The sequence below is a fragment of the Sandaracinobacter sp. genome, from assembly GCF_041909755.1.
Lineage (GTDB): Bacteria > Pseudomonadota > Alphaproteobacteria > Sphingomonadales > Sphingomonadaceae > Sandaracinobacteroides.
Map to the genome: position 1 here is coordinate 1 of NZ_JAYRCW010000036.1, position 24193 is coordinate 24193.

The 24193-nt window shown below is 66.5% G+C and carries 27 protein-coding genes; 11 read left to right on the forward strand and 16 right to left on the reverse strand.

Annotated elements, in window-relative coordinates:
- The coding region (gene ispF / locus ACE3O8_RS06725) for a 2-C-methyl-D-erythritol 2,4-cyclodiphosphate synthase (RefSeq protein ID WP_374388072.1) at window positions 1–651 on the forward strand (651 nt) is incomplete at its 5' end.
- A complete protein-coding gene (locus tag ACE3O8_RS06730) occupies window positions 648–1142 on the forward strand; it encodes a CinA family protein (protein ID WP_374388074.1) in 495 nt (164 codons plus the stop codon). The genes ispF and ACE3O8_RS06730, both read left to right, overlap by 4 nt.
- Here the strand turns inward: ACE3O8_RS06730 and ACE3O8_RS06735 are convergent.
- From ACE3O8_RS06735 to ACE3O8_RS06745, 3 genes are read right to left on the reverse strand one after another with little or no spacing between them, the layout of a single operon-like run.
- Entirely contained in the window at window positions 1103–1564 is a 462-nt protein-coding gene (locus ACE3O8_RS06735; protein ID WP_374388075.1) for a type II toxin-antitoxin system RatA family toxin, read from the reverse strand. The two genes, ACE3O8_RS06730 and ACE3O8_RS06735, sit on opposite strands and share 40 nt — an antisense overlap.
- Complete coding sequence (gene lipA / locus ACE3O8_RS06740) at window positions 1551–2516, reverse strand: lipoyl synthase (RefSeq protein WP_374388117.1); 966 nt, start codon at window positions 2514–2516, stop codon at window positions 1551–1553. Before lipA ends, ACE3O8_RS06735 begins: the two co-directional genes overlap by 14 nt.
- 47 nt (window positions 2517–2563) lie before the next feature.
- Complete coding sequence (locus ACE3O8_RS06745; RefSeq protein ID WP_374388077.1) at window positions 2564–3247, reverse strand: nitroreductase family protein; 684 nt, start codon at window positions 3245–3247, stop codon at window positions 2564–2566.
- Between the two features lie 55 nt (window positions 3248–3302).
- On the opposite strand from ACE3O8_RS06745, the gene pgsA reads away from it, so the two are divergent.
- The 3 genes from pgsA to ACE3O8_RS06760 are packed head-to-tail and all read left to right on the forward strand — an operon-like array spanning window position 3303 to window position 4542.
- The gene (gene pgsA, locus ACE3O8_RS06750; RefSeq protein WP_374388119.1) at window positions 3303–3869 is read left to right on the forward strand and encodes a CDP-diacylglycerol--glycerol-3-phosphate 3-phosphatidyltransferase; all 567 of its coding nucleotides are present in this window, start codon (window positions 3303–3305) and stop codon (window positions 3867–3869) included.
- Window positions 3866–4120: a molybdopterin converting factor subunit 1 gene (gene moaD, locus ACE3O8_RS06755; RefSeq protein WP_374388078.1), complete on the forward strand. Its 255-nt coding sequence runs from the start codon at window positions 3866–3868 to the stop codon at window positions 4118–4120. Before pgsA ends, moaD begins: the two co-directional genes overlap by 4 nt.
- Complete coding sequence (locus ACE3O8_RS06760; protein WP_374388081.1) at window positions 4117–4542, forward strand: molybdenum cofactor biosynthesis protein MoaE; 426 nt, start codon at window positions 4117–4119, stop codon at window positions 4540–4542. Before moaD ends, ACE3O8_RS06760 begins: the two co-directional genes overlap by 4 nt.
- A gap of 4 nt (window positions 4543–4546) precedes the next feature.
- Here the strand turns inward: ACE3O8_RS06760 and ACE3O8_RS06765 are convergent, their stop codons facing one another.
- The gene (locus tag ACE3O8_RS06765) at window positions 4547–5521 is read right to left on the reverse strand and encodes an NADPH:quinone oxidoreductase family protein (RefSeq protein WP_374388083.1); all 975 of its coding nucleotides are present in this window, start codon (window positions 5519–5521) and stop codon (window positions 4547–4549) included.
- Window positions 5522–5577: 56 nt separating this feature from the next.
- Here ACE3O8_RS06765 and ACE3O8_RS06770 point away from each other — a divergent pair, with 56 nt between their 5' ends.
- The gene (locus tag ACE3O8_RS06770) at window positions 5578–6600 is read left to right on the forward strand and encodes a 2-dehydropantoate 2-reductase (protein WP_374388085.1); all 1023 of its coding nucleotides are present in this window, start codon (window positions 5578–5580) and stop codon (window positions 6598–6600) included.
- Here the strand turns inward: ACE3O8_RS06770 and ACE3O8_RS06775 are convergent.
- The gene (locus tag ACE3O8_RS06775) at window positions 6567–7499 is read right to left on the reverse strand and encodes a hydrogen peroxide-inducible genes activator (protein ID WP_374388087.1); all 933 of its coding nucleotides are present in this window, start codon (window positions 7497–7499) and stop codon (window positions 6567–6569) included. The genes ACE3O8_RS06770 and ACE3O8_RS06775 overlap by 34 nt on opposite strands.
- A 103-nt stretch (window positions 7500–7602) precedes the next feature.
- On the opposite strand from ACE3O8_RS06775, the gene ACE3O8_RS06780 reads away from it, so the two are divergent.
- Entirely contained in the window at window positions 7603–8505 is a 903-nt protein-coding gene (locus ACE3O8_RS06780; RefSeq protein WP_374388089.1) for a peptidylprolyl isomerase, read from the forward strand.
- Here the strand turns inward: ACE3O8_RS06780 and ACE3O8_RS06785 are convergent.
- Window positions 8493–9242 carry a sulfite exporter TauE/SafE family protein gene (locus tag ACE3O8_RS06785; RefSeq protein ID WP_374388090.1) on the reverse strand — a complete coding sequence of 250 codons (750 nt, stop codon included), beginning with the start codon at window positions 9240–9242 and terminating at the stop codon, window positions 8493–8495. The two genes, ACE3O8_RS06780 and ACE3O8_RS06785, sit on opposite strands and share 13 nt — an antisense overlap.
- A gap of 73 nt (window positions 9243–9315) precedes the next feature.
- Window positions 9316–10065, reverse strand: coding sequence for a sulfite exporter TauE/SafE family protein (locus ACE3O8_RS06790; protein ID WP_374388092.1), 750 nt, complete (start codon window positions 10063–10065; stop codon window positions 9316–9318).
- Window positions 10066–10192: 127 nt separating this feature from the next.
- Here ACE3O8_RS06790 and epsC point away from each other — a divergent pair, with 127 nt between their 5' ends.
- Window positions 10193–10873, forward strand: a complete 681-nt coding sequence (gene epsC / locus ACE3O8_RS06795) for a serine O-acetyltransferase EpsC (RefSeq protein ID WP_374388094.1) — start codon at window positions 10193–10195, stop codon at window positions 10871–10873.
- Window positions 10870–11196 carry a DUF2794 domain-containing protein gene (locus tag ACE3O8_RS06800; protein WP_374388096.1) on the forward strand — a complete coding sequence of 109 codons (327 nt, stop codon included), beginning with the start codon at window positions 10870–10872 and terminating at the stop codon, window positions 11194–11196. The genes epsC and ACE3O8_RS06800 overlap by 4 nt, the downstream gene beginning before the upstream one ends.
- A 51-nt stretch (window positions 11197–11247) precedes the next feature.
- Here ACE3O8_RS06800 and ACE3O8_RS06805 read toward each other — a convergent pair whose 3' ends face one another.
- From ACE3O8_RS06805 to hisI, 7 genes are all read right to left on the reverse strand, one after another.
- Entirely contained in the window at window positions 11248–12204 is a 957-nt protein-coding gene (locus ACE3O8_RS06805; RefSeq protein WP_374388098.1) for an NAD(P)H-dependent flavin oxidoreductase, read from the reverse strand.
- Between the two features lie 148 nt (window positions 12205–12352).
- A complete protein-coding gene (locus tag ACE3O8_RS06810; RefSeq protein WP_374388099.1) occupies window positions 12353–14536 on the reverse strand; it encodes a 3-hydroxyacyl-CoA dehydrogenase NAD-binding domain-containing protein in 2184 nt (727 codons plus the stop codon).
- A 16-nt stretch (window positions 14537–14552) separates the two neighbouring features.
- Entirely contained in the window at window positions 14553–15764 is a 1212-nt protein-coding gene (locus ACE3O8_RS06815; protein ID WP_374388100.1) for an acetyl-CoA C-acetyltransferase, read from the reverse strand.
- A gap of 84 nt (window positions 15765–15848) precedes the next feature.
- The gene (locus ACE3O8_RS06820; RefSeq protein WP_374388102.1) at window positions 15849–17651 is read right to left on the reverse strand and encodes an acyl-CoA dehydrogenase C-terminal domain-containing protein; all 1803 of its coding nucleotides are present in this window, start codon (window positions 17649–17651) and stop codon (window positions 15849–15851) included.
- Between the two features lie 10 nt (window positions 17652–17661).
- On the reverse strand, window positions 17662–18093 hold the full coding sequence (locus ACE3O8_RS06825) for a MerR family DNA-binding transcriptional regulator (RefSeq protein WP_374388104.1): 432 nt from the start codon (window positions 18091–18093) through the stop codon (window positions 17662–17664).
- 231 nt (window positions 18094–18324) lie between these two features.
- Entirely contained in the window at window positions 18325–18966 is a 642-nt protein-coding gene (locus ACE3O8_RS06830) for an NAD(P)H-binding protein (RefSeq protein ID WP_374388106.1), read from the reverse strand.
- Window positions 18963–19304, reverse strand: a complete 342-nt coding sequence (hisI, locus tag ACE3O8_RS06835; protein ID WP_374388108.1) for a phosphoribosyl-AMP cyclohydrolase — start codon at window positions 19302–19304, stop codon at window positions 18963–18965. The genes ACE3O8_RS06830 and hisI overlap by 4 nt, the downstream gene beginning before the upstream one ends.
- A 104-nt stretch (window positions 19305–19408) precedes the next feature.
- Between hisI and purF the strand changes: the two genes are divergently transcribed.
- Together purF and ACE3O8_RS06845 are read left to right on the forward strand one after the other, a co-directional pair.
- Window positions 19409–20899, forward strand: coding sequence for an amidophosphoribosyltransferase (gene purF, locus ACE3O8_RS06840; RefSeq protein ID WP_374388110.1), 1491 nt, complete (start codon window positions 19409–19411; stop codon window positions 20897–20899).
- Complete coding sequence (locus tag ACE3O8_RS06845) at window positions 20899–21630, forward strand: SDR family NAD(P)-dependent oxidoreductase (RefSeq protein ID WP_374388112.1); 732 nt, start codon at window positions 20899–20901, stop codon at window positions 21628–21630. Before purF ends, ACE3O8_RS06845 begins: the two co-directional genes overlap by 1 nt.
- Here the strand turns inward: ACE3O8_RS06845 and ACE3O8_RS06850 are convergent.
- Window positions 21627–23285: an amidohydrolase gene (locus tag ACE3O8_RS06850; RefSeq protein WP_374388114.1), complete on the reverse strand. Its 1659-nt coding sequence runs from the start codon at window positions 23283–23285 to the stop codon at window positions 21627–21629. The genes ACE3O8_RS06845 and ACE3O8_RS06850 overlap by 4 nt on opposite strands.
- On the reverse strand, window positions 23285–24142 hold the full coding sequence (locus tag ACE3O8_RS06855) for an NAD(P)-dependent oxidoreductase (RefSeq protein ID WP_374388115.1): 858 nt from the start codon (window positions 24140–24142) through the stop codon (window positions 23285–23287). The genes ACE3O8_RS06850 and ACE3O8_RS06855 overlap by 1 nt, the downstream gene beginning before the upstream one ends.
- Window positions 24143–24193: the final 51 nt, after the last annotated feature.

Consider the following 24193-nt stretch of genomic DNA (forward strand, 5'->3'; position numbering starts at 1 on the left):
ATCCGGGCAGCCCATGCCGTTGCGCCCGATGGGGCGACGGATGATGCTGAGGTGCTGCGCGCGGCGGGCCATGCCGTGCGCATCGTGCCGGGCGACGAAAAGGCGATGAAGGTGACCTTGCCACAGGATTTCGAAACCGCGGAACGGATGCTGGACTGGGTGACGCTGACCGGCTCCGGCTATGATGTGCATCGCTTCGGCCCGGGCGATCATGTGTGGATGTGCGGCATCGCCGTTCCCCATTCGCACGGCCTGATCGGGCACAGCGACGCGGATGTCGGCCTGCACGCGCTGACCGACGCCATCCTGGGCGCGCTGGGCGACGGCGATATCGGCACCCACTTCCCGCCATCCGATCCGCAATGGAAGGGCGCGAGTTCGGACCGGTTCCTGGCCCATGCGGCTTCGCTTGTGGCAAACGCCGGCGGCCGCATCCTGCATTGCGACGTCACGATCATCTGCGAAGCCCCCAAGGTGGGGCCGCACCGGCCCGCCATGACGGCGCGCATCGCGGACATCCTGCAAACCCACGCCCCGCGCATCAGCGTGAAGGCGACAACGACGGAAGGCCTGGGCTTCACCGGGCGCCGCGAAGGCATTGCCGCGCAGGCGCTCGCCACGATCCGCCTGCCCGGCTGGAGCATGAAATGAGCATTGACAAAGAACTTGTTGAACTTGCGCAAAAAGTGATTGACGAAAATCGCACCGCCGGCCGCAAGTTGGCGACGGCAGAAAGCTGCACGGGCGGCCTGGTCGCAGCTGCGCTGACCGAAATTGCGGGCGCGTCCGACGTGGTCGACCGCGCCTTCGTCACCTATTCCAACGAAGCCAAGACAGAGATGCTGGGCGTATCAGACGACATCCTCAGCACGTTGGGCGCCGTTTCGGAGGCGACCGCCTGGGCCATGGCGCAGGGCGCGCTGGCGAAAAGCCACGCCGATGTGGCCGTCGCCATTTCCGGCATCGCCGGGCCGGGCGGCGGATCCGAAAAGAAACCCGTCGGCACCGTGGTGTTCGCCCGCGCCATCCGGGATCAGACACAGGGCCCCGTCATCGCGGACACCCACCATTTCGGGGATCTGGGCCGGGCAGAGATCCGGCGTCAGGCCGCGCTGGTGGCGCTGAGGCTTCTGCTGCCATAGAGTTTCGCGGCGCGGGCTTCGAAACTGGCCACCATCCGCTTGAAGGCTTCGTGGAAGAAAGCCCCCGCAAGCCGTTCGAATATCTTTGATCTGAACTCGAAATCGACGCTGAATTCCAGCCGCGTCGCGCCATCCGGCGCTGCGTGGAAACGCCAGTCGTTGTGCAGATGCTTCAACGGGCCGGACACATAGTCCACATCGATATGGTGCGGCCGGTCCAGCCGGACCCGGCTGGTGAAGGTTTCCCGCAGGCTCTTGAAGCCGACGGACATGTCCCACACGGTCAGCTCGTCCCCCTGCTGGCGGGGGCGAACGGCCACCACCCAGGGCAGGAATTCGGGGTAGCGCTTCACATCCGCCACCAGTTCGAACATTTCCTGCGGCGACCAGGGCAGGACGCGTGTTTCGCTATGCCGTGGCAACTGCCCCATCCTTCGCGGCATGCTTCGCCCGGCGCGCGGCCTGAAGCTTCGCGAAATCGTCCCCGGCATGATAGCTGGATCGCGTGAGCGGGCTTGCGGCGACCAGAAGGAAGCCCTTCGCGCGGCCGATCGCGGCATAGCTGGCGAACGCTTTCGGTTCCACGAACTCGGTCACCTTCGCATGGCGCGGCGTCGGCTGAAGATACTGGCCGATGGTCAGGAAATCGATGTCGGCCGTGCGCATGTCGTCCATCACCTGGTGCAGCTCCATCCGCTCTTCCCCCAGGCCCACCATCAGGCCTGATTTGGTGAAGATCGTCGGGTCCAGCTTCTTCACCTGCTCCAGCAGGCGCAGCGAGTGATAATAGCGCGCCCCCGGCCGGATCGTCGGGTAAAGCCTTGGAACCGTTTCCAGATTATGATTGTACACATCGGGCCGGGCATCGACGATGCGGGCCACCGCTTCGGACGCCTTGTTGCGGAAATCGGGCGTCAGGATCTCGATGGTGGTGCCGGGCGAGCGCTTGCGCAGCTCCTCGATCACCCGCACGAACTGCGTCGCTCCGCCGTCGGCAAGGTCATCCCGGTCGACCGAGGTGATGACGATATGCTTCAGCCCCATCTCGCCGCAGGCTTCCGCCACATGCACCGGTTCCAGCGGGTCCACCTTGTTCGGCATCCCCGTCTTCACGTTGCAGAAGGCGCAGGCGCGGGTGCAGGTGTCGCCCAGGATCATCACGGTCGCATGCTTCTGCTGCCAGCACTCGCCCAGGTTCGGGCAGGCGGCTTCCTCGCAAACCGTGTTCAGGTTCAGTCGCCGCATCAGTTGACGCGTTTCGGCAATGGCGGCGGACGTCGGCGCGCGCACGCGCAGCCAATCGGGCTTGCGCACGCGAACGGGGGCAGTGTCAGTCATGCGGCCGACATAGGCGTTCGGCGTCCGGGGGGCAATTGCGACGCTGCCGCCGCACCGGTCTGGCAGCCATGCGGCCCCGCGCCTCAGATCCCGTGGAAGGTCGCAAACGCCTCCAGCGGCGCCCGGCGCGACTGGAACTGGTTCGCCTTGTCCCCCTCGTCGGCATAGCCGATGGACATGCCGCAGAACAGCATCCGGTCCTCGGGCAGGCTCAGGAAATTGCCGATCGTCTGCGGATAGATGGCGAAACATTCCTGCGCGCAGCTGTCCAGCCCCTCCTCGCGCAGCAGCAGCATCAGCGTCTGCAGATACATGCCCATGTCCGACCATTGCGGCGGCCCCATGGTGCGCGCGACAGAGCAGAACAGCGCGACCGGCGCGCCGAAGAACTGGAAGTTCCGCGCGAACCACATCAGCCGCGCCATCCGGTCCTCGCGCGGGATGCCCAGCGCGCCATAGAGATCCTCGCCCACCTGGAAGCGATAATCCTTGTAGGGGCTGTTCAGAACCTCGGGATAGATATGATATTCGGTCGGCTCGCCCTTGGGCGATTCCGGCACCCGCTTCGCCATGATGGCCTTCAGCTCGTCCAGCTTGGGGCCCGCCACAACATCGATGTGCCAGGGCTGGAGGTTGCCGCCCGAAGGTGCCCTCGCCGCCTTTTCCACCACCCGGCGGATCACCGCGGGATCGACCGGGGTGAAAAGGAAACCGCGCACGGAACGGCGGCTGGCGACGGCGTCAGAGACGGACTTTGCGGCGGTCATCCTGAAATTCCCCATGGTTGTTCGCGCCGCCCGGATTGCCTAAGGGTGGGCCATGCTGTCCAGCCTCCCCAATCTGCTGACTCTCAGCCGGATTCTCGCGGTTCCGCTGTTCGTGATCCTGATGTGGAACGCCGGATGGGCGGGCTATACGGCCGCTTTCATCCTCTACTGCGTGGCCAGCATCACCGACTATATCGATGGCTATCTGGCCCGCGCGCAGGCCACGGTTTCAAAGCTGGGCGTGTTCCTCGATCCCGTGGCGGACAAGATCATGGTCGTCGCCGTGATCGTGATGCTGATCCACAATGATCATATCGCGGGCTGGCACGTGATTCCGGCGCTGGTGATCATCCTGCGCGAAATCACCGTTTCGGGCCTGCGCGAATTCCTGGCGACGGCGCGCGTCAGCCTGCCGGTCAGCCAGCTCGCCAAGTGGAAGACGACGTTCCAGATGGTGTCGCTGGGCGCGCTGATCCTGGCGCCCGCCAGCGCGCACTGGTGGCCCGCCCTCCCATCCCAGCCCGTCGGGCTTGTCACGCTGTGGCTCGCAGGCGCGCTCACCATGATCACCGGCTGGGATTATCTGCGCGTCGGGCTGAAGCACATGACAGACGAAGCATGACTGTCCGCCTCCTGTATTTTGCCTGGGTGCGGGAACGGATCGGGCTGCAATCGGAGGCGTTGGCGCTGCCGGCGCCGATGCCCATCGCCGAACTGCTGGACCTGCTGAAAGGCCGCAGCGCCGGCCATGATCTCGCCCTTGCCGACCCGTCGCGCCTCAGGTTCGCGCTGAACCAGCTGCATGTCGGCCGGGATGCGATCGTGAACCCCGGCGACGAGGTGGCGATCTTCCCCCCGGTGACCGGCGGATGAGCCTGTTCGAAGCCCGCGTTCAGGCGCAGGCCTTCGATCTCGCCGCCGAACAGGCCCGCCTGTCGGCGCTGGGGCCGGAGGTGGGTGCCATCGTCAGCTTCACCGGCCAGGCGCGCGGCGAGCCGCTGGAACTGGAACATTATCCCGGTATGGCCGAGCGCGAGTTGCAGGCGCTGCTGGACGGCGCGCGCGGGCGCTGGCCGCTGCTGGGCGCAATCATCGTCCACCGCCACGGCCGGCTGGAGGTGGGCGCGCCGATCGTGCTGGTGCTGGCCGCCAGCAGACACCGCCGCGCCGCATTCGAAGCGGCCGACTTTCTGATGGACTGGCTGAAAACGCGCGCACCCTTCTGGAAGAAGGAGGCGGGCGGCTGGGTCAGCGCGCGCGACAGCGACGAGGACGCCGCCGCGCGCTGGCGCTGACCCGTCAGGCGGTCAGGATCACCTTGCCCTTGGCCTTGCGGTCCATCAGCAGCCGGATCGCCTCTGCCCCCCGATCCAGCGGCAGATGGGCAGAGACATGGGGCTTCAGTTTCCCTTGCGCAAACCATTGCAGCAGCTCGGCCATGTTCGCCTCATGCAGCTTCGGCTCATGCGCGGTGAAGGCGCCCCAGAACACGCCCACGATGGACGCGCCCTTGATCAGCGGCAGGTTCAGCGGCAGCTTCGGGATCTCCCCGGCGGCGAACCCCACCACAAGATAGCGGCCGTTCCAGGCGATGGAACGGAACGCCGGTTCGGCATATTTGTCGCCCACGGGATCATAGATCACGTCCACGCCCCGGCCGCCGGTCAGTTCCTTCACCCGATCCTTCAGGTCCTCGGTCGAATAGTTGATCGTCTCGTCCGCGCCATATTCGCGGGTCAGCGCCAGCTTCTCGTCTGACGAGGCGGCGGCGATCACCTTCGCGCCCATCACCTTGCCCAGCTCGACTGCGGCAAGGCCCACGCCCCCGGCCGCCCCCAGCACCAGCAGCGTTTCCCCCGGCTGCAGCCGCGCGCGCTGCTTCAGGGCGTGGTGGGATGTGCCATATGTCATGGTGAAGCCGGCGGCCACGTCGAAGGGCATGTCGCCCATGATGGGGATCACCTGCCGTTCGTTCGCGGTGAACTTCTCGCGGAAGGCGCCGTTGCCGATCATGGCGATCACCTTGTCGCCCACCTTGAAGCGGGTGACGCCCTCGCCCACGGCATCCACCACGCCGGCGGCCTCGCCGCCAGGGCTGAACGGCAGCGGCGGCTTGAACTGATAGAGGTTCTGGATGATCAGCACGTCCGGGAAGTTCACCCCGGCCGCCTTCATCGCAATCCGCACTTCGCCCTTGCCGGGCACTGGCTCGGGGATATCCTGCACCACCAGTTTCTCCGGCGGTCCATGCTCCACACAAAGCAGCGCTTTCATCAGCTTCTCCCTCGCTCCAATGGCGGGCAGATAGGCATGAGACCGGTGGAGAGGCAATGGTGAGCGGACGCCCAAAAATCGCAGTATTCGGGGCCGGAATGATCGGCATCTACGTGGGCGGGCTGCTCGCGCGGGATGCCGACGTGACGCTGATCGGGCGGCCGTCCATGCTGGATGCGCTGAAAGGCGGCCTCAGGCTGACAGACGTGGACGAGCTGGACGTGACCGTCTCCAGCTTCACCGCCGCCACGGATCCGGCGGCACTTGCAGGCGCAGACCTTGTCCTCGTCACCGTGAAGAGCATGCAGACGGCCGACGCCGCGGCGGCGATCGCTGCCCATGCGCCGCCGGGCGCGCCGGTGATCAGCTTCCAGAACGGCGTGTCCAATACCGACCTGCTGCGGGAGCGGCTGCCGGGCCGCCCCGTGCTGGCCGGAATGGTCCCCTTCAACGTCGCCCAGCGCGGCCCCGCCCATTTCCATCGCGGCACGGGTGGCGGGCTGGTGGTGGAGGACAGCCCTGCGCTCGCGCCGTTCGAAGCCCTGCTGAACCGCTCCTTCGAGCTGAAGAAGAGTTCGAATATTACTGGAATTCAATGGGGCAAGCTGCTTGTAAACCTGAATAATGCTATCAATGCGTTGTCCGGGGTCAGCCTGGCGGAGGAGTTTCGCCAGCGCGATTACCGCCGATCCTGGGCGTTGGCCATGGCGGAGGGGTTGAAGCTGCTGAAGGCGGCCCGGATCGAGCCGGTCGATGCGGTTGCCATGCCGCTGAAGCTGATGCCGCAGATCATGAGCCTGCCCGACGCCATCTATGGCTATGTGATGGCGGCAGGCGGCGGCGCGAAGGTGCGCGTCGATCCCCATGCGCGTTCCTCCATGGCGGACGATCTGGTTCGCGGCCGTCCGACGGAGGTGGATTATCTGCAGGGTGAACTGGTCCGGCTGGCCGCTCGTCTGGGCCGGAAGGCGCCGGTGAATGCGCGGCTGGTGCAGCTTGTGAAGGCGGCCGAAGGCGGCGCGCCGCCGATTCCGGCGAAGGCGCTCTATGCCGATCTCAGGGCGGCTTCGCGCGGCTGACCGGCCCGCGCCTCCTTCAGCGCCTGTGCGAACAACCGGTATTCCTCCGCGCGCGGGCTGCTGGGCCGCCAGGCCAGCGCGATGGTGCGCCGGGCATCCGCGCTGGCCAGCGGCCGTGTCTGGATGCTGGTGTTGGCAAGGATGCCGGCGTCGATCGCCATCTGCGGCAACAGCGTCATACCGATGCGGTTTTCCACCATCTGCACCAGCGTGTGCAGCGAGGTGCCCAGCACTGTCTGATCCGGGCGGAAGGTGGCGCGGCTGCATGCGGCAAGGGCATGATCCTTCAGGCAGTGCCCGTCCTCCAGCAGCAGCAGCCGGGCTTCATCGATCCCGTCGGGCGCGACCATCGGCGGCGGATTCGGAAGGTCATCCGGGTGGAAGGCAAAGCGGATCGGATCGTCGAACAGCGGCTCGGCCTCGATCTCTCCGCAATTGTAGGGCAGCGCCAGCAGCAGGCAATCCAGCTGCCCGCGTGAGAGCGCCTCGCACGCCGGGCCGGATTGCTCCTCGCGCAGGAACAATTTCAACTCAGGCCACTGCGCGCGCAGCTTCGGCAGCAGCGAGGGCAGCAGGAACGGCGCGATTGTGGGGATCACCCCCAGCCGCAATTCGCTCGCCAGCGGCTTTCCGGCCGCGCGCGCCAGTTCCGCAATCGAATCGGCCTCTGCCAGCAGCCGCCAGGCCCGCTGCACCACCGCATCGCCCAGCGGCGTGAACCGCACCACCCGCCGGTTGCGCTCCACCAGCGTCACGCCCAGCAGGGTTTCCAGTTCCCTCAGGCCCGCCGAAAGCGTGGACTGCGTGACATAGCAGGCCTCTGCCGCCTTGCCGAAGTGGCGGGTGCGGTGAAGCGCGACCAGATATTGCAGCTGCTTGATGGTGGGCAGGTAGATCATGCCCCCTGATTAAGTGCCGCTATCGATTTATTCAACGGCTTGGGCGAAGGCATTCGATAACAGGGCGCTGGCGGACCGGCGCGCAAGCTGGCAGGTTCAGGCCATGAAACATCCCATTGTTCCGGCCCTTGCGGCCTGTCTGACGGCCGCCGCCGCCATCGCGCAGCCCGCCGCCCCCGCAGCCGCGCCTTCCCCCGGCGAGGTGATCGCTGCCGCCCCCGCGGCGGACTGGCAGGCGATCCCGGCTGCGGACATCCTGCTGCTGGAATTCGCGGGCAACCGCCGGGTCGTCCTGCAACTGGCCCCGGCCTTTGCCCCCACCCATGTGGCGAACATCCGCGCGCTGGTGAAGGACGGCTGGTTCCCCCGCCATGCGCAGATCGTGCGGGTGCAGGAAAATTACGTCGTCCAATGGGGCGATCCCACGGAAAAGGCGCCGATTCCCGCCGCCATCGTCGCACGGCCGGCGGATGGCTATGAGCAGCCCGGAAAGCCCGCGAACTTTACCGCCCTGCCCTGGCCGGATGCCTATGGCGCCGTCGTCGGCCATGCCGGCGGCTGGCCGGTCGCCACCGATGGGCAGGCGCACTGGCTGCCCCATTGCCCCGGCATGCTGGGCGTGGGGCGCAACATGGCGCCGGATACCGGCACGGGGGCCGAACTGTATGTCGTGATAGGCCATGGGCCTCGCCATCTCGATCGCAACATCGCGCTGGTCGGCCGGGTGCTGGAAGGGATCGAGCATCTGTCCGCCCTGCCGCGCGGCACGGCGGCGCTTGGCATGTATGATCGGCCGGAGCAGCGCATCCCGCTGGTCTCGGCGCGGCTGGCGGCGGATCTGCCGCCTGCCGAACAGCCGCGCTTTCAGGTTCTTGTGGGCCAAAGCCTTGCGACATGGGCCGGGGTGCGCGCGAACCGGCGCGATGCCTTCTTCAACAGGCCGGCAGGCGGCGCAGATATCTGCAACCTGATGCCGCCGCTCAGGCGCACGCCTCAGGCGAAATAGCGCCAGATCCCGAAGGCGCTGGTCAGGATCAGCACCGTGCCCACCAGCGTCATCAGCAGGTCCGGCTTCAGCCGCTTGGCCAGAATGGCGCCGAAGGGCGCGGCGATCACGCCGCCCGCCAGCAGGCCCAGCGTCGCCGTCGTCACGACTTCCCAGCCCAGGTGCCAGATGAAGGTGATTGCGGCGCTGGTCGTCACCAGGAATTCCGCCGCGTTCACCGTGCCGACCGTGTGGCGCGGCGACTTGCCCTGCACCAGTAGGTTGGATGTCACGATCGGGCCCCAGCCCCCGCCGCCCGCGGCGTCCAGGAAGCCGCCCGCCAGGCCCAGCGGCTCCACCACTTTCGGCTCGCGCTCCACATGGATGTGGCGGAACCCGCGCCAGAAGATCCACACGCCCAGCAGGCCCAGATAGGCCTGGATCAGCGGCTTGGCCTTGTCTGCCGGGATGCTGGTGAGGAGATAGGCGCCCGCCACCGCCCCGAGGATGCCGGGAATGGCGATGCGACCGAACAGCTTCCAGTCGATGTTGCGCGCAATGGCGTGGCTGGTGCCCGAAACGGCGGTCGTCACGGTTTCCACCGCATGCACCCCCGCCGAAGCCGCGGCCGGCGGCACGCCCAGCGCAACCAGCGCACTGGTGGAAATCACGCCGAAGGCCATGCCCAGCGCGCCGTCCACCAGCTGCGCCAGAAAGCCCACGATCATGAAGGTGAAGAAGTCGGGCCCCAGTTCCATGCCCCATTGCTGACAGGCCCCGGGCCGTTCGGCAAGCAAGCTGGGCTGCAGGCCGGAATATTCCAGCTATCAGCTAGAGAATGCCTTGCGCGAAACCGGCGAGGCTCGTGACCAGCAGCAGGATGCCCACCAGCCTGACCAGCAGGCCCGGTGGCAGCCTGCGCGCCAGCAGCGCGCCCAGAGGCGCCGCCACCACGGCCCCGGCCAGCAGGCCGATGATCGCCCGGCCCAGCGTTTCCCAGCCAAGCGCCATCAGGAAGGTGATCGAACTGGCCAGCGCGACAAGGAATTCCGCCATGTTGACGGTGCCGACCGCCTTGCGCGGCCATGCGCCCTGGATGATCAGGTTGGGCGTGGCGATCGGGCCCCAGCCGCCGCCGCCCGCCGAATCGAGAAATCCCGCCGCCAGACCCAGCGGCCCCACCACCTTGGGATCGCCATGATGCCCGTGCCGCATCGGCCGGCGCAGGATCAGCACAATGCCCAGGATGCCCAGATAGATCTGGATCAGCAGCTTCGCCGTATCGATGGGCAGGCCCGTCAGCAGCCAGGCCCCGGCCACCGCCCCGATCACGCCGGGAATGGCCAGACGCCAGAACAGCCGCCAGTCCACATTCCCGGCCAGCGCGTGGCTGAAACCGGAAATCGGCGCCGTCACCACCTTCACGACATGGATTCCGGCTGAAGCGGATGCCGGCGGAACGCCGGTGGCGATCAGAACCGACGACGAGATGATCCCGAACCCGCCGCCCAGCGCACTGTCAATCAGCTGGGCGACGAACCCCACCGCCGCAAACAGGATCAAAACGGAATCAATCTCCATCGACTGCCTTTCTGCCCGCCCTTGGCACGGCGCGCAAACCGGCGCATCGCGGCTGTGCCGCGCCATCTGGAATTGAGCCGCACTTGGGATTATGTGACAGGTTCAACAGGACAAGGCGCGCCAGGGGATGTTCGGCACACTCACTTCCTATCTGTCCAGCATCCGCGCGCGGGATCCCGCGCCGCGTTCGCGGTGGGAGATCCTGACCTATCCGGGTGTGTGGGCTGTCGGCTTCCATCGCATCGCCCATGCGCTCTATCGGGCGGATCTGTTCCTGCTGGCACGAATGGTCAATCATTTCAGCCGGTTCCTGACCGCCATCGACATTCATCCCGGCGCGAAGATCGGCCGCAACCTGTTCATTGACCATGGATTCGTGGTGATCGGCGAAACGTCCGTGATCGGCGACAATGTGACGATCTACCAGGGCGCAACCCTGGGGGGCACCAATCCGACCAACGGGATCGGCGGGAAACGGCACCCGACCATCGGCGACAATGTGGTGATTTCCCTGGGCGCCGCCGTGCTGGGGCCGATCCTGGTGGGCGAAGGCGCCAAGGTCGGCGCCAATGCCGTGGTTACGAAGGATGTGCCCGTCGGCGCGACCATGATCGGTATTCCGGCAAAGCCGGTGCCCGTGCTGGTGAAGGAGGAACCGGCCTTCGTTCCCTATGGCACCCCCTGCTCCGACAAGTTCGATCCGGCCACGCAGAAGTTCGAGCTTCTGAAGTGCGAACTGGAAACGCTTCGCGCACGTCTTGATGCCTATGAACGCGAAACCCGCAAGTCGGGCGGCGAGGCGGCTTGAGCGTCATTCCGCTTCCGGTCGGTGGGCAGATCGTCTTCGACCGGGCTGAACTGGAGCATGTGCTGCAACTGTATGGCCGAATGGTGGCCGCCGGCGAATGGCGGGACTATGCGATTGATTTCACGAACCGGCAGGCGGTCTTTTCCGTGTTCCGGCGCGCCAGCGAACGGCCGGAATTCCGGCTGATCAAGGAACCGGCCCTGCGGATGAAGCAGGGCCAGTACAGCCTGATCGGGGAAGCCGGGCAGACCCTGAAGCGCGGCAACGACCTGGCTTCTGTGCTGGCGCCGGCTGCCCGGCGCCTGCTGAAGCTCGCAGACTAGAGCGGCGGGGGGATCGCCCCCGCCCTTCCCCGGCCTGTCAGGCTGTCACGATCAGGCCGTCAGCTTGCCGATGCGCTTCAGCGTGGCTTCCGCCTCTGCAACGGTGTTCGCCACGATGTCCGCGCAGCTCAGCACCTCCCGCACGCCGCCGCCGCCCTGCCCCACGGCAAAGCACTGGAAGCTGCGGTCCAGGTTGTCGGTCACGCCCGCGATCGGACCCAGACGGTTCAGCTGGGCGGATTCCATCGCCTGCGCCGGGAAGGGCTTGGCGGGCTCCTTCTCATACTTGTCGGTGGTGTCGTTCTTCAGCGCCCGAAGCGTCTTGCCGGTGAACCCGCGCGAGATGGTGGTATCGGATTCCGACATTTCCACGATCGCGTCCTTGTAGGCCTGTCCGGCGTGCGCTTCCTTCGAGGCGATGAACCGCGTGCCCATCCAGACACCCTGGCAGCCCATGGCGAGCGCGGCGGCAAGGCCCCGGCCATCATAAAGACCGCCGGCGGCCACCACCGGGATCTTCACCGCATCCACGACCTGCGGCCAGAGCGCGACCGACGCGACGCTGCCCGTATGGCCGCCGCCCTCGGTTCCCTGCGCGATCACGCCGTCGCATCCCGCCTGCTCGGCCTTGATGGCGTGATCCACCTTGCCGATCACCGCAAACACCAGGACGCCCGCGTCCTTCAGTTGCTTCACGATCGGATAGGGCACGCCCAGACCGGCGACGAACGCCTTGGCGCCGTTTGCGATGATCACTTCGATCGCCGACGTCAGCGATTCCGGCTGGGCGGACAGAAGATCGACACCGAAGGGCTTGTCCGTCAGCTCGCGAACCTTCTGCATCTGGCCTTCGATGAACTTGGCGCTTGTTCCCGCCATCCCCAGCGTGCCGAAGCCGCCCGCGTTGGACACAGCCGCCACGACCTCCGCGTAGGAAACGCCGCCCATACCGGCGAGCATGATGGGATGTTCCACGCCGAGCTGGGCGCAAAGAGGCGTCTTGATCATCGAATTGTCCCTCAATCTCGTTCTGTGATGGTCCGTGAAGCCATGCCGGCAGCAGCCAGACAACCTAGGCTTTTGGGAGGATGCCGAAAATGAAGAGGGCGGGCGCCCTGATCGGAACGCCCGCCCATACTTCAGCCCGGCCCTGCGGTCAGGCGGCCTTCTTCTTCGCGGCGTTGCCGTAGAAGGTTTCGCCCTTCGTGGCCATGTCGCGCAGCATCTGGGGCGGCGTGAAGCGCTCCCCATGGGCCTGCGCCAGCCGGTCCAGCGTCCGGACCACATCGGCAATCCCGATGGTGTCCATCGCGCTGAACGGACCTCCGGTGAAGGGTGCGAAGCCCCAGCCGAAGATGGCGCCCAGGTCGCCGTCCTCCGGCGTTTCCAGCACGCCTTCCGCGAAGCAGCGGGCGGTTTCCACCAGCTGACGATAGAGCAGCCGTTCCTTCACCTCGGCAGGGGTCGGTTGCTGCGCCGCCACCGGGAAGTGGGCGGACAGTTCCGGCCACAGATGCTTGGGGCTGCCATCCTCCGGATAGGCGTAGAAGCCCTTGCCGTTCTTGCGGCCATGGCGGCCCAGCTCGATCATCTTCTCGATGACAGCTTCGCCGGCGCCCGGCTTGTAGGCGTCGCCCAGGTCCTTCTTCGTCTGCTGCGCGACCTTGTAGCTGAGGTCCAGGCCGACTTCATCGTTCACCGCCAGCGCACCGACGGGCATGCCCATCTGCTTGCCGATATTCTCGATGAGCGCCGGCTTCACGCCTTCACCCAGCAGGGTCAGGCCTTCCTGCACATAGGTGCCGAAGCAGCGGCTGGTGTAGAAACCGCGGCTGTCGTTGACGACGATCGGCGTCTTGCGGATTTGGGAGACATAATCCAGAGCCTTTGCAATGGCTTCCGGGCCAGTCTTCTTGCCGACGATGATTTCGACCAGCGGCATCTTCTCGACCGGCGAGAAGAAGTGGATGCCGATGAAGTTCTCCGGCTTGCTCCAGGCCTCCGCAAGGCCGGTGATCGGCAGCGTGGAGGTGTTGGATCCGAAGATCGTGTCCGCCCCGACAACCGCTTCCGTCGCCTTGGTCACGTCGGCCTTGATCTCGCGGGTTTCGAACACGGCTTCGATGATCAGATCGCAACCCTTCAGGTCGGCATAGTCCGCCGTCGGCTTGATCCGGTTCAGGATCTCGGCCGCCTTTTCCGGCGCCATCCGCTTCTTGGCGAGGCGATCGGCGGTATATTGCTTGCCCTTCTCGGCCGCGGCCAGATCGCGATCCAGCAGCACCACCTCGATCCCGGCCTGCGCCGAAACCATGGCGATCCCCGCGCCCATCAGGCCGGCGCCAAGCATGCCGACCTTTTTCGTCTTGCATGGCGGCACATTGGCGGGGCGGCGGGCGCCCTTTTCAGCCGCCTGCTTCGAAACGAACAGCGAGCGGATCATGTTGCCAGCCTGCGGATCAGCAACGACCTTGGCGAAATATTTGGATTCCACCCGGATCGCCGTGTCCATCGGCAGCTGGGTGCCTTCATAGACGGCCGACAGGATGGCCTTCACCTGGTTCATGTTGCCGTTGGTCTGCTTGTGCGCCATGGCGACACCGCCCACGAACGTCTGCGCGAAAGCCGGGTTGAAGCCGCCCACACCACCGGGGAACTTGAAGTTCTTCTGGTCCCAGGGCTGAACGCCGCCGTTCGGATTGGCCTTCACCCAGGCCTTCGCCGTCTCCACGACCTGATCCAGCGGAACCACCGCCTGCGCCACGCCCAGGCCCAGCGCTTCCTGCGGGCTCATGTTCTTGCCCTGCAGCAGGAACATCAGCGCGGGCTGCACGCCGATCAGACGCGGCAGGCGCTGGGTGCCGCCCGCGCCGGGGAACAGGCCCACCAGCACTTCGGGCAGGCCCAGCGTGATCTTCGGATTGTCCGCGATCACGCGGTAGTGGGTGGCCAGCACGATTTCCAGCCCGCCGCCAAGGGCCAGGCCGTTCACGGCGGAAGCAACCGGCTTGCCGCAGGTTTCAAGATCCCGCAGCAGCTTGTTCAGCGTGAAGACGCCTTCATACAGTTGCGCCATCTTTGACTTGCCCGATGCGGCGCCCGAGCCGCCGCCGGAAAAGTTCATGCCCTTGAGATCGGCACCCGCGACAAAGCCGCTGGGCTTGCCGGAGGTGAGGACGGCGCCCTTCACGGACGCGTCGGTGCGGATACGCTCGACCGCAGCGACGAGATCGCGCGTGAGGGCTTCGTTTATCACGTTCATCGACAGCCCCGGGCAGTCGATGGTCAGCAGCAGGATGCCGTCGGAATCCAGCTCCTGGCGGATTGCTTGTTCTGTCATGGGTTCCTCCGGAAAATCAGATGCGTTCAATAACGGTGGCGGTGCCCATGCCGGCGCCGACGCACAGGGTGACAAGCGCGGTCTGCTTGCCGGTGCGTTCCAGCTCGTCCAGCGCGGTGCCGATGATCATGCCGCCGGTGGCGCCCAGCGGGTGACCCATCGCGATCGAGCCGCCGTTCACGTTCATCTTTTCGTGCGGGATATCCAGATGCTTCATCATGCGCAGCACGACGCTCGCGAACGCCTCGTTCAGTTCGAACAGGTCGATGTCGTTCACCGTCATGCCAAGCCGCTTCAGCAGCTTCTGGGTCACATAGGTCGGGCCGGTCAGCATGATCAGCGGCTCAGAGCCGATGGAGGCCATGCCACGGATGCGGGCGCGCGGCTTCAGGCCGTATTTCACGCCGATTTCCTTGTTGCCAACCAGCACGGCAGAGGCGCCGTCCACGATCCCGGACGAATTGCCGGCATGGTGCACATGGTTCACCCGCTCGATCTCGGGATATTTCAGCTTCGCGATCTCGTCGAAGCCGGGCATCTGCTCGCCCATCGCCAGGAAGCTCGGCTGCAGGCTCGCCAGCGACTGCATGTCCGTCTGCGGGCGCATGAACTCGTCATGGCCCAGCACCACTTCCCCGATCACGTCGCGAACCGGGATGATGGATTTGGAAAACCGCTTTTCTTCCCATGCCTTTGCGGCCCGACGTTGCGATTCCACCGCATAGGCGTCCACATCGTCGCGCGAAAAGCCGTCCACCGTCGCGATCAGGTCCGCGCCGATCCCCTGCGGGGCGAAATAGGCCTTGAAGGCAACCGCCGGGTCCATCGCCCAGGCGCCGCCGTCAGAGCCCATCGGCACCCGGCTCATGCTTTCCACGCCGCCGCCGATGGCGAATTCGGCTTCGCCCGCGATCACCTTGGCGGCCGCCATGTTCACGGCCTCAAGGCCGGAGGCGCAGAAGCGGTTGACCTGCACACCCGCCGTCGTTTCGGCATAGTCCGCGTTCAGCACCGCAACGCGGGCGATGTCTGCGCCCTGCTCCCCCACCGGAGAGACGCAGCCCAGCACCACATCGTCCACGTCCTTCGTGTCGATGCCGGTCCGGTCGCGCACGGCCTGAAGCACCTGCGTCGCCAGCTGGATCGGCGTGATCTCGTGCAGCTTGCCGTCCTTGCGGCCCTTGCCGCGCGGCGTCCGCACGGCGTCATAGATATAGGCTTCGGCCATCTTCATTCTCCCTTGGAAGGAACCGGTTTCCGTTACGCCTGCCCCCGGTGGCGGCAAGCTGATGCTATCGTCAGATAAACGCGCTCAGAAGCTCTCGGCCGGCATCGCCATCAGCGTGTCGGCCCCCACCTGCACTTCCGCGGCATGGACGCGGGCGGCCGGCAGCTGCCGTTCGAAGAAATGGCGGGCCGTGATCAGCTTGGCCTCGTGGAAGTCGCGGCCGAAGTCGCTCGCGTCGCCGGCGAGCGCCGCCGTGCTGGCCCTCGCCATCAGCAGCCAGAAATGCCCCAGCGCCACCAGACCCATCAGCCGCAGATAGGCCATGGAGCCAGCGCCGGCATGATCCGGGTTCGCCATGGCGTTCTGCATCAGCCAGAAGGTCGCCGTTTCCAGCGCAGCCTTCGCGTCCGCCAGTGCGTCCGCATGCGGCTTCAGCGCTTCGATGCCCCGCGCCTCCGCGATGCCGCCATCCAGCAGCGCCAGGAAGGCCCGCAGCCCCCGGCCCCCGTTCTGCGCCAGCTTGCGGCCCACCAGGTCCAGCGCCTGGATGCCGTTGGCGCCTTCATAGATCATCGCGATCCGCGCATCGCGCACGAACTGTTCCATGCCCCATTCCGCGATATAGCCATGGCCGCCGAACACCTGCTGGGCATTGGTGGCGTTGGCATAGCCCTCGTCCGTCAGATAGGCCTTGATGACCGGGGTCAGCAGCGTCAGCAGGTCGTCTGCCGCTTCGCGCGCCTCGGCGGTTTCCGCCTTGTGCGACAGGTCCGCCTGCAGCGCAGACCACAGCGCCAGCGCCCGCCCGCCTTCGTTGAAGGCCTTCGCGTTCAGCAGCATGCGCCGCACATCGGGGTGGACCAGGATGGAATCCGCATTGCCGCCCGGATTCTTCGGCCCCGTCAACGACCGGCCCTGCAGCCGGTCCTTCGCATAGGCGACGGCGTTCTGATAGGCGATCTCCGATTGGGCGAGGCCCTGCACGCCCACGCCCAGCCGCGCCACGTTCATCATGATGAACATGGCCTTCAGGCCCTTCATCTCCTCGCCGATCAGGTAGCCGGTCGCACCATCATAGTTCATCACGCAGGTGGCGTTGCCGTGGATGCCCATCTTGTGTTCGATGGACCCGCACGAAAGGCTGTTGCGCGCGCCCAGCGAGCCGTCGTCGTTCACCAGGAACTTGGGCACGATGAACAGCGAAATGCCCTTCACGCTGTCCGGGGCGCCCGGAGTCTTCGCCAGCACGAGGTGGATGATGTTGTCGGACAGGTCGTGTTCGCCGGCGGAGATGAAGATCTTGGTTCCGCTGATCTTCCAGCTGCCATCCGCCTGCGGCTCTGCGCGGGTCTTGATGAGGCCAAGGTCGGTGCCGGCATGCGGCTCCGTCAGGTTCATCGTGCCGGTCCAGCTGCCGCCGATCATGTTCGGCAGATATTTCGCCTTCTGTTCCTCGGACCCGGTCACCAGGATGGCGCTGACGGCGCCCTGCGTCAGCCCCGGATACATGCTGAAGGCCATGTTGGCAGAGGACTGGAACTCTTCGAAGGCGGATCCCAGCACATGCGGCAGTTCCTGCCCGCCATAGGCCTTCGGCGCCATCAGCGTGCCCCAGCCGCCCTCCACAAAGGCCTTGTAGGCCGCCTTGAACCCATCCGGCGCGGTCACGCTGCCGTCGGCGTGGCGGGTGCAGCCCTGGCGGTCGCCGCTCTGGTTCAGCGGGTGGATCACACCTTCCACGAACTTCGCACCTTCCTCCAGGATGGCGCCCACCATGTCGGGTGTGGCTTCGGCAAAGCCGGGCAGATTCTGATACCGCTCCAGCCCGACGACATGCTTCAGCACATATTGGGTGTCCTTCACGGGGGCGCGATAGGTTGCGGGCATTGGGCTCTCCTCAGGGGCGCTCGAGCTGCTGCTCGATTGTGGTGCAGAATTGTTCCAGTTCGGCGATGGTCGCATCGATCGCGGCGCGCTGGTCGGCCAGTGCTGCGATCCGCTCCCGGCTTTTCGCCAGCGTGGCCTCGATCTGGATGCGGCGCGCAGGGCCGGGGGCATACATGTCCAGAAGGTCGCGGATGTCGGCCAGGCTGAACCCCACCGAGCGGCCGCGCAGGATCCACGCCAGCCGCGCCCGGTCCGCGCGGGAATAGAGGCGCGTGGTGCCGCGCCGCGTGGGGTGGATCAGCCCCTCATCCTCGTAAAAGCGAAGCGTGCGCGGCGTGACACCGAACTCGCGGGACAGATCGGTGATGCTGAACGGCGTGTGCACGCCACTGTCCGCGTCGTCGACGGCGATATCCACGATGTCGAGACCTCCCGTTCCCATGGGCGCCTATTGCCTAACCTTTACGTTCACGTCAATCTTGAATGAAGCGCAGCGCAACCCGAACGCCATCTGCCGCCCGCCGCCCGGACATCAGCCAATGGGCGGCGGGACGGTGATGTCCGACCCTGAAAAAGTGAAATGGCCTGCGCGACAAATCAGGCACTGCCACCTGATCGGCTGATACGCCAATCCGGCCGCTTTGTTTAGTCACGAATCGTGACCGAGCCTCCTTCAGGCAGCGGAAAGCGCCCGCATCTCCCGATAGTGGTGGATAAACACGCCGTTCCCCTGCGCCTGCAGCAGCGCCGCCATCGCCCGGGCCACATCGTCGGCCGGAATCGACCGGAATCTGGCCAGCCCGCCCACCAGCGCCACGTCCAGCAGCGGCGCCAGCGTTTGCGCGATGGCCTCCGCCGGCCGGCGCTCCGCGCGCGGGCCGATGATCAGGCCCGGCTGCATCAGGTCCAGGCGGTCGAACCCGATCCGGCCGAGCGCAGCTTCAACCTCCCCCTTCACCCGGCTATAGAACGCCCGCGCCCCCGGATCGGCGCCCACGGCGCTGACGGCCAGGAACCGGCGGCAGCCGCCTTCGTGCGCTGCCTTCGCAAAGGCCAGAACGGCCGCTTCGTCCACCGCCCGGAACGCCGCCTGACTTCCGGCCTTGGCCATGGTGGTGCCCAGCGCGCAGATTGCGGCGTCCGCCGGCCCCGGCGAGGCGATTGCGGTGAAGTCCGTCGTCACCTCGCGCAGCGCCGGATGAGCCACGCCGCAGGGCCGCCGCCCCAGCGACACCACCTCATGCCCCCCGGCCAGCAGCATCGGCAACAGCCGGCCGCCCACCAGCCCGGTCGCGCCGGCCTGCAATATCCTCACAGCGGTTCCAGCCCGTCGGGCGTCAGCCTGCGGAAGAAGCAGCTGGGTGCGCCCGTGTGGCAGGCCGGGCCTTCGGGCAGGGCCTTCACCCACAGGCAATCCTGATCGCAGTCCACCCGGATCTCGCGCACGTTCAGGAAATGGCCTGAACTTTCCCCCTTCAGCCACAGCGACTGGCGGCTGCGGGACCAGAAATGCGCCCGCCCCGTCTCCCGCGTCTTCGCGATGGCCTCTTCGTTCATGTGCGCCACCATCAGCAGCTCGCCCGTCTCCGCATGGGTGACGACGGCTGTCAGCAGGCCGTTTGCATCGAGTTTCGGTTTGAACATGTCAGCCATGCGAACCTTGATGACCTTTCGGTGACAACAGATATAGCGACAAACGCTTCGGAACCGCCTACATGGCGGGCCTGCGAGCAGCTCACAAGACAGGCAGGATCCCCATGGCAGAGGCGGCTGACGATATTCGGGCAGGCCAGCTTACGACACATCCGTTCGACGACGACAAGCTGCGCGAGGAATGCGGCGTGTTCGGAGTCTGGGGTGCGACGCAGGCATCGGCGATGGCCGCACTTGGGCTGCACGCCCTGCAGCACCGGGGGCAGGAAGCCGCCGGCATCCTCAGCTTCGACGGCGCCGACTTCCATGTGCATCGCGCCATGGGCCATGTGGCGGGCAATTTCGACCGTCCAGACGTCATCGACGCCCTGCCCGGCCATTCCGCCATCGGGCACAACCGCTATTCCACCACCGGCGAAACCGCGCTCCGCAATGTGCAGCCGCTCTATGCCGATCTGGCCGCGGGCGGTTTCGCGGTCGCCCACAACGGCAATCTGTCCAACGCGATGACGCTGAAGGCAGAGCTGATCCGGCGCGGCTCCATCTTCCAGTCCACATCGGACACCGAGGTGATCATCCACCTGGTCGCCACCTCCAGCTTCCGCACCCTGCTGGACCGCTTCATCGATGCGCTGAAGCAGGTGGAAGGCGCCTATTCGCTGATCTGCCTCACCAAGGAGGGGCTGGTCGCCTGTCGGGATCCGCTGGGCATCCGCCCGCTGGTGCTGGGCAAGCTTGGCGAGGCCTGGATTCTGGCGTCCGAAACCGTGGCGCTCGATATCGTCGGCGCCAGCTTCATCCGCTCGATCGAGCCGGGCGAGCTTGTGGTGATCAACGATGAAGGGCTGCGCAGCCTGAAGCCCTTCGCGCCCTTGAAATCGCGCCCCTGCATCTTCGAGCAGGTCTATTTCTCCCGACCTGACAGCTTTTCCGATGGTCTGTCAGTCTATCAGGTCCGCAAGTCGATCGGCGCCGAACTGGCCGCGGAATCACCCGTGGACGCCGACATGGTGGTGCCGGTTCCCGATTCCGGCACGCCCGCCGCGATCGGCTATGCGCAGGCGGCAGGTATCCCGTTCGAACTGGGGATCATCCGCAGCCATTATGTGGGCCGCACCTTCATCCAGCCCGGAGACCAGATCCGCCACCTGGGCGTGAAGCTGAAGCACAACGCCAACCGGGCGATGATCCAGGGCAAGAAGCTGGTGCTGATCGACGATTCGGTCGTGCGCGGCACCACCAGCGTGAAGATCGTGCACATGCTGCGCGAAGCGGGCGCGGCGGAAGTGCATCTGCGCATCGCCAGCCCCCCCACCACCAACAGCTGCTTCTATGGCGTGGACACGCCGGAACGGCACAAGCTGCTGGCGGCCCAGATGAACGTGGAAGCCATGCGCAACTACATCGGCTGCGACAGCCTCGCCTTCATCTCCATCGACGGCCTCTATCGCGCGCTGGGCGAACCGGCGCGCATCGCCAACGCTCCGCAATTCTGCGACGCCTGCTTCACGGGCGACTATCCCACCCGGCTGACAGACCATGAGGCCACGGAAACGCCCTCCCAGCTGGGGCTTCTTTCGGAGCGGCGCGGTTGATGGCCGGGGATCGGCAGAAACTCGCGCTCGTCACCGGCGCCAGCCGGGGCATCGGCGCCGCCACAGCGATCCGGCTGGCCCGTGCCGGCTATCATGTGATCCTCACGGCCCGCAGCGAATCGGGCCTGATCGCGACCGAGGATGCGATCCACGCGGAAGGCGGCAGCGCCACCATCGCCCCGGCGGACCTGACAAAGGGCGAAGAGATCGACAGGCTCGCCGCCGCCATCAGCGGCCGCTGGGACGGGCTCGACCTCCTCGTTCTGAACGCCGCCATGCTGGGCACGCTTTCGCCGCTCGCCCATGCCAGCCCGAAGGAGTTCGAGGCTGTGATGGCGCTGAACGTCACGGCGCAATGGCGGCTCATCCGCGCCTTCGATGGGCTGCTGCGGCTGGGGCGCGGCACGGTCGTCGCCGTCACTTCCTCCGTCGCCGGCCGCGCGGAAGCCTATTGGGGCCCCTATTCCGCCTCGAAGGCCGCGCTCGAAAATCTCGTGGGCGTCTATGCCGCCGAAATGCGCAACCTCGGCGTCAACGCGCTGATCGTCGATCCGGGCGGCACGCGCACGCAGATGCGCGCCCGCGCCTTCCCCGGCGAAGATCCGATGACGCTGAAAGCGCCGGAGGCCGTCGCCGAGGCGATTGCCGCGGCGCTGCCCAAACTGGCGCCGGGATGTGCCCGTCTCGCGCTCGACAAGAAGGGGGAAATCTCTTTCTCAGAAGCCGCTTAACGCAGTTTTCTGACAAACACTCTCCGGCCGTCCAGCCAGGTTTCCTCGACTGATACCTGCGGCAGTTCGGCCGGCGCGATGGTGAAGGGGTCGCGGTCCAGCAGCAGGAAATCCGCGTGCGCGCCTTCCTGCAGCACCCCCACCTTCCCGTCTGCGCCGCCCGCCCATGCGGCGTCCGTGGTAAAGCCCGCGAAGGCCTGCTGCATCGTCAACGCCTCCTGCGGCCGCCAGCCGCCGGGCGGCTGGTCCTGCCGGTCCTGCCGCGTCACCGCTGAGTGCAGCCCATAGAAGGGATTGGCCGGCTCGACGGGGAAATCGGACCCCAGCGCCAGCTTCACGCCCGCCTTCAGCAGGCTCACCCAGGCATAGGCGCCTTCCAGCCGCGCCTCGCCCAGCCGGTCGCCCGCCATCGCCTTGTCGGATGTTGCGTGCGTGGGCTGCACCGATGCGATGATCTTCATCTCCGCAAAGCGCGGGATGTCGGCCAGGTCGATCACCTGCGCATGTTCGATGCGGTTGCGGAACTTGTCGCCATAGGCCGGGCGGATTTCCGCAAAGGCATCCAGCGCCTGCCGGTTGGCGGCGTCACCGATCGCATGGGCGGCCACCTGATAGCCGAGGTAGTTGGAGCGGCTGAACAGGTTCTTGATCTTGGCGTCGTCCAGGAACTGCAATCCGCGCGTGCCGGCCTCGTCGGAATAGGGCTTCAGCAGGAACGCCCCCCGGCTGCCCAGCGCCCCGTCGGTATAAAGCTTGATGCCCTGCAGCTTCAGGCGCCCGCCATAAAGCCAGGGCGTCGGCCGCAGCGGGCTGATCGCCTCCATCGCGGGCATCCCGCCGGCATAGGCGGTGATCCTCAGCGTCAGCCGCCCTTCGTCGCCGAAGGTGCGGAACAGCGCCCAGTCCTCGGCGCTCGTCCCCATGTCATGGACACCCGTCAGCCCTAACGAGGCGAGATGTTCCAGCGCCGTCTCCAGCGCCTTCTCCCGCTCCCCGGCGGATGGCGGCGGCGCGACCTTGTCCACCAGATCCATCGCGGCGTCGATCAGCACGCCCGTGGGGTTCCCCGCCGCGTCGCGCAGGATGCGCCCACCGGCCGGATCCTTCGTCGCCCGCGTGATCCCGGCCGCCTTCAGGGCCGCGCTGTTCGCCCATCCCGCATGGCCGTCCACGCGCGACAGCCACACCGGACGCGCCGAATAGGCGGCGTCCAGCTCGGCCGCAGTTGGCATCCGGCCAAGCCCCCAGCTCACCTGGTTCCAGCCCCCGCCGCGAATCCACCCGGCAGAGGTGTCGCGCGCCGCATAGGCGGCGATCTTCGCCTGCGCGTCCGCCAGCCCCGCCGCCCCGGAAAGGTCCAGGCTGCGCAGCCCCAGCGCCAGCGACATCACATGCCCATGGGCATCGATCAGCCCCGGGATCAGCGTGCGCCCGCGCGCATCCAGCTTGAAGTCGCCGGCCACCAGTTTCGGCTCCGCCGCGCCCTTTGGCAGGATCGCCAGCACCTTGCCGTCATCGCCCACGAACAGCGTGGAAAACCGCCGGAGGTTTCCGGCATTATCAAGCGTATATCCGTTGGCATTCACAACCAGTGTCTTGGCGGCGTCAGCCGGAACGGCCAGCAGCAGGGCCGTCGCGGCCAGCAGGCAACGCATCATGTCAGCCTCCGGATCAGCGAGCTGGTGTCGTCGCGGTTGCCGCCCAGCTTCTGCACATCGCCATAGAATTGATCGACAAGCGCGGCCACCGGCAGGCTCGCGCCGTTGCGCCGCGCCTCGTCCAGCACCAGCCCCAGATCCTTGCGCATCAGATCCACCGCAAAGCCGAAATCGAAGCGGCCTTCCACCATCGTGCGCGCACGGTTGTCCATCTGCCAGCTCTGCGCCGCGCCCTGCCCGATCGCATCCAGCAGTGCATCCGTATCCAGCCCCGCCTTCATGGCGAAATGCAGCGATTCCGCCAGCCCCTGCACGACCCCGGCGATCGCGATCTGGTTCGACATCTTTGCCAGCTGCCCATGGCCCGAAGGGCCGATCCGCACCACCCGCCGTCCATAGCAGCCAAGGATCGGCCGCGCGGCCTCCACGGCCTCTTCCGCGCCGCCGCACATGATCGCCAGCTGCCCGGCCTCCGCGCCAGCCTGCCCGCCGGAAACCGGCGCGTCGATGCAGCTGAGGCGCGGGTTGCGCCCGGCGAGATCCCGGGCAAGCGCGGCAGAAGCCGTGCTGTGATCGATGAACAAGGCCCCGTCGGGCAGCGTTGCAAAGCCGCCTCCCTCCCCTTCGGTCACCTGCCGCACATCCGCGTCGTTGCCCACGCAGGTGATCAGCGCGTCGGCGCCGTCTGCTGCCTCCGCCACGCTGGCGGCAGGGGTGCCGCCATAGGCGGCGGCAAAGCGCGCGGCCTTGTCCGCCGTGCGGTTGTAAAGCCTGAGCCGGTGACCGGCGGCGACCAGATGGCGGGCCATGGGCCAGCCCATCACTCCCAGCCCCACGAATGCGATATCTGCCATGGCCCCCGATTAGAGCGGCCGGGGCCGGGCCGGAAGGGCGATTCTTCGCGG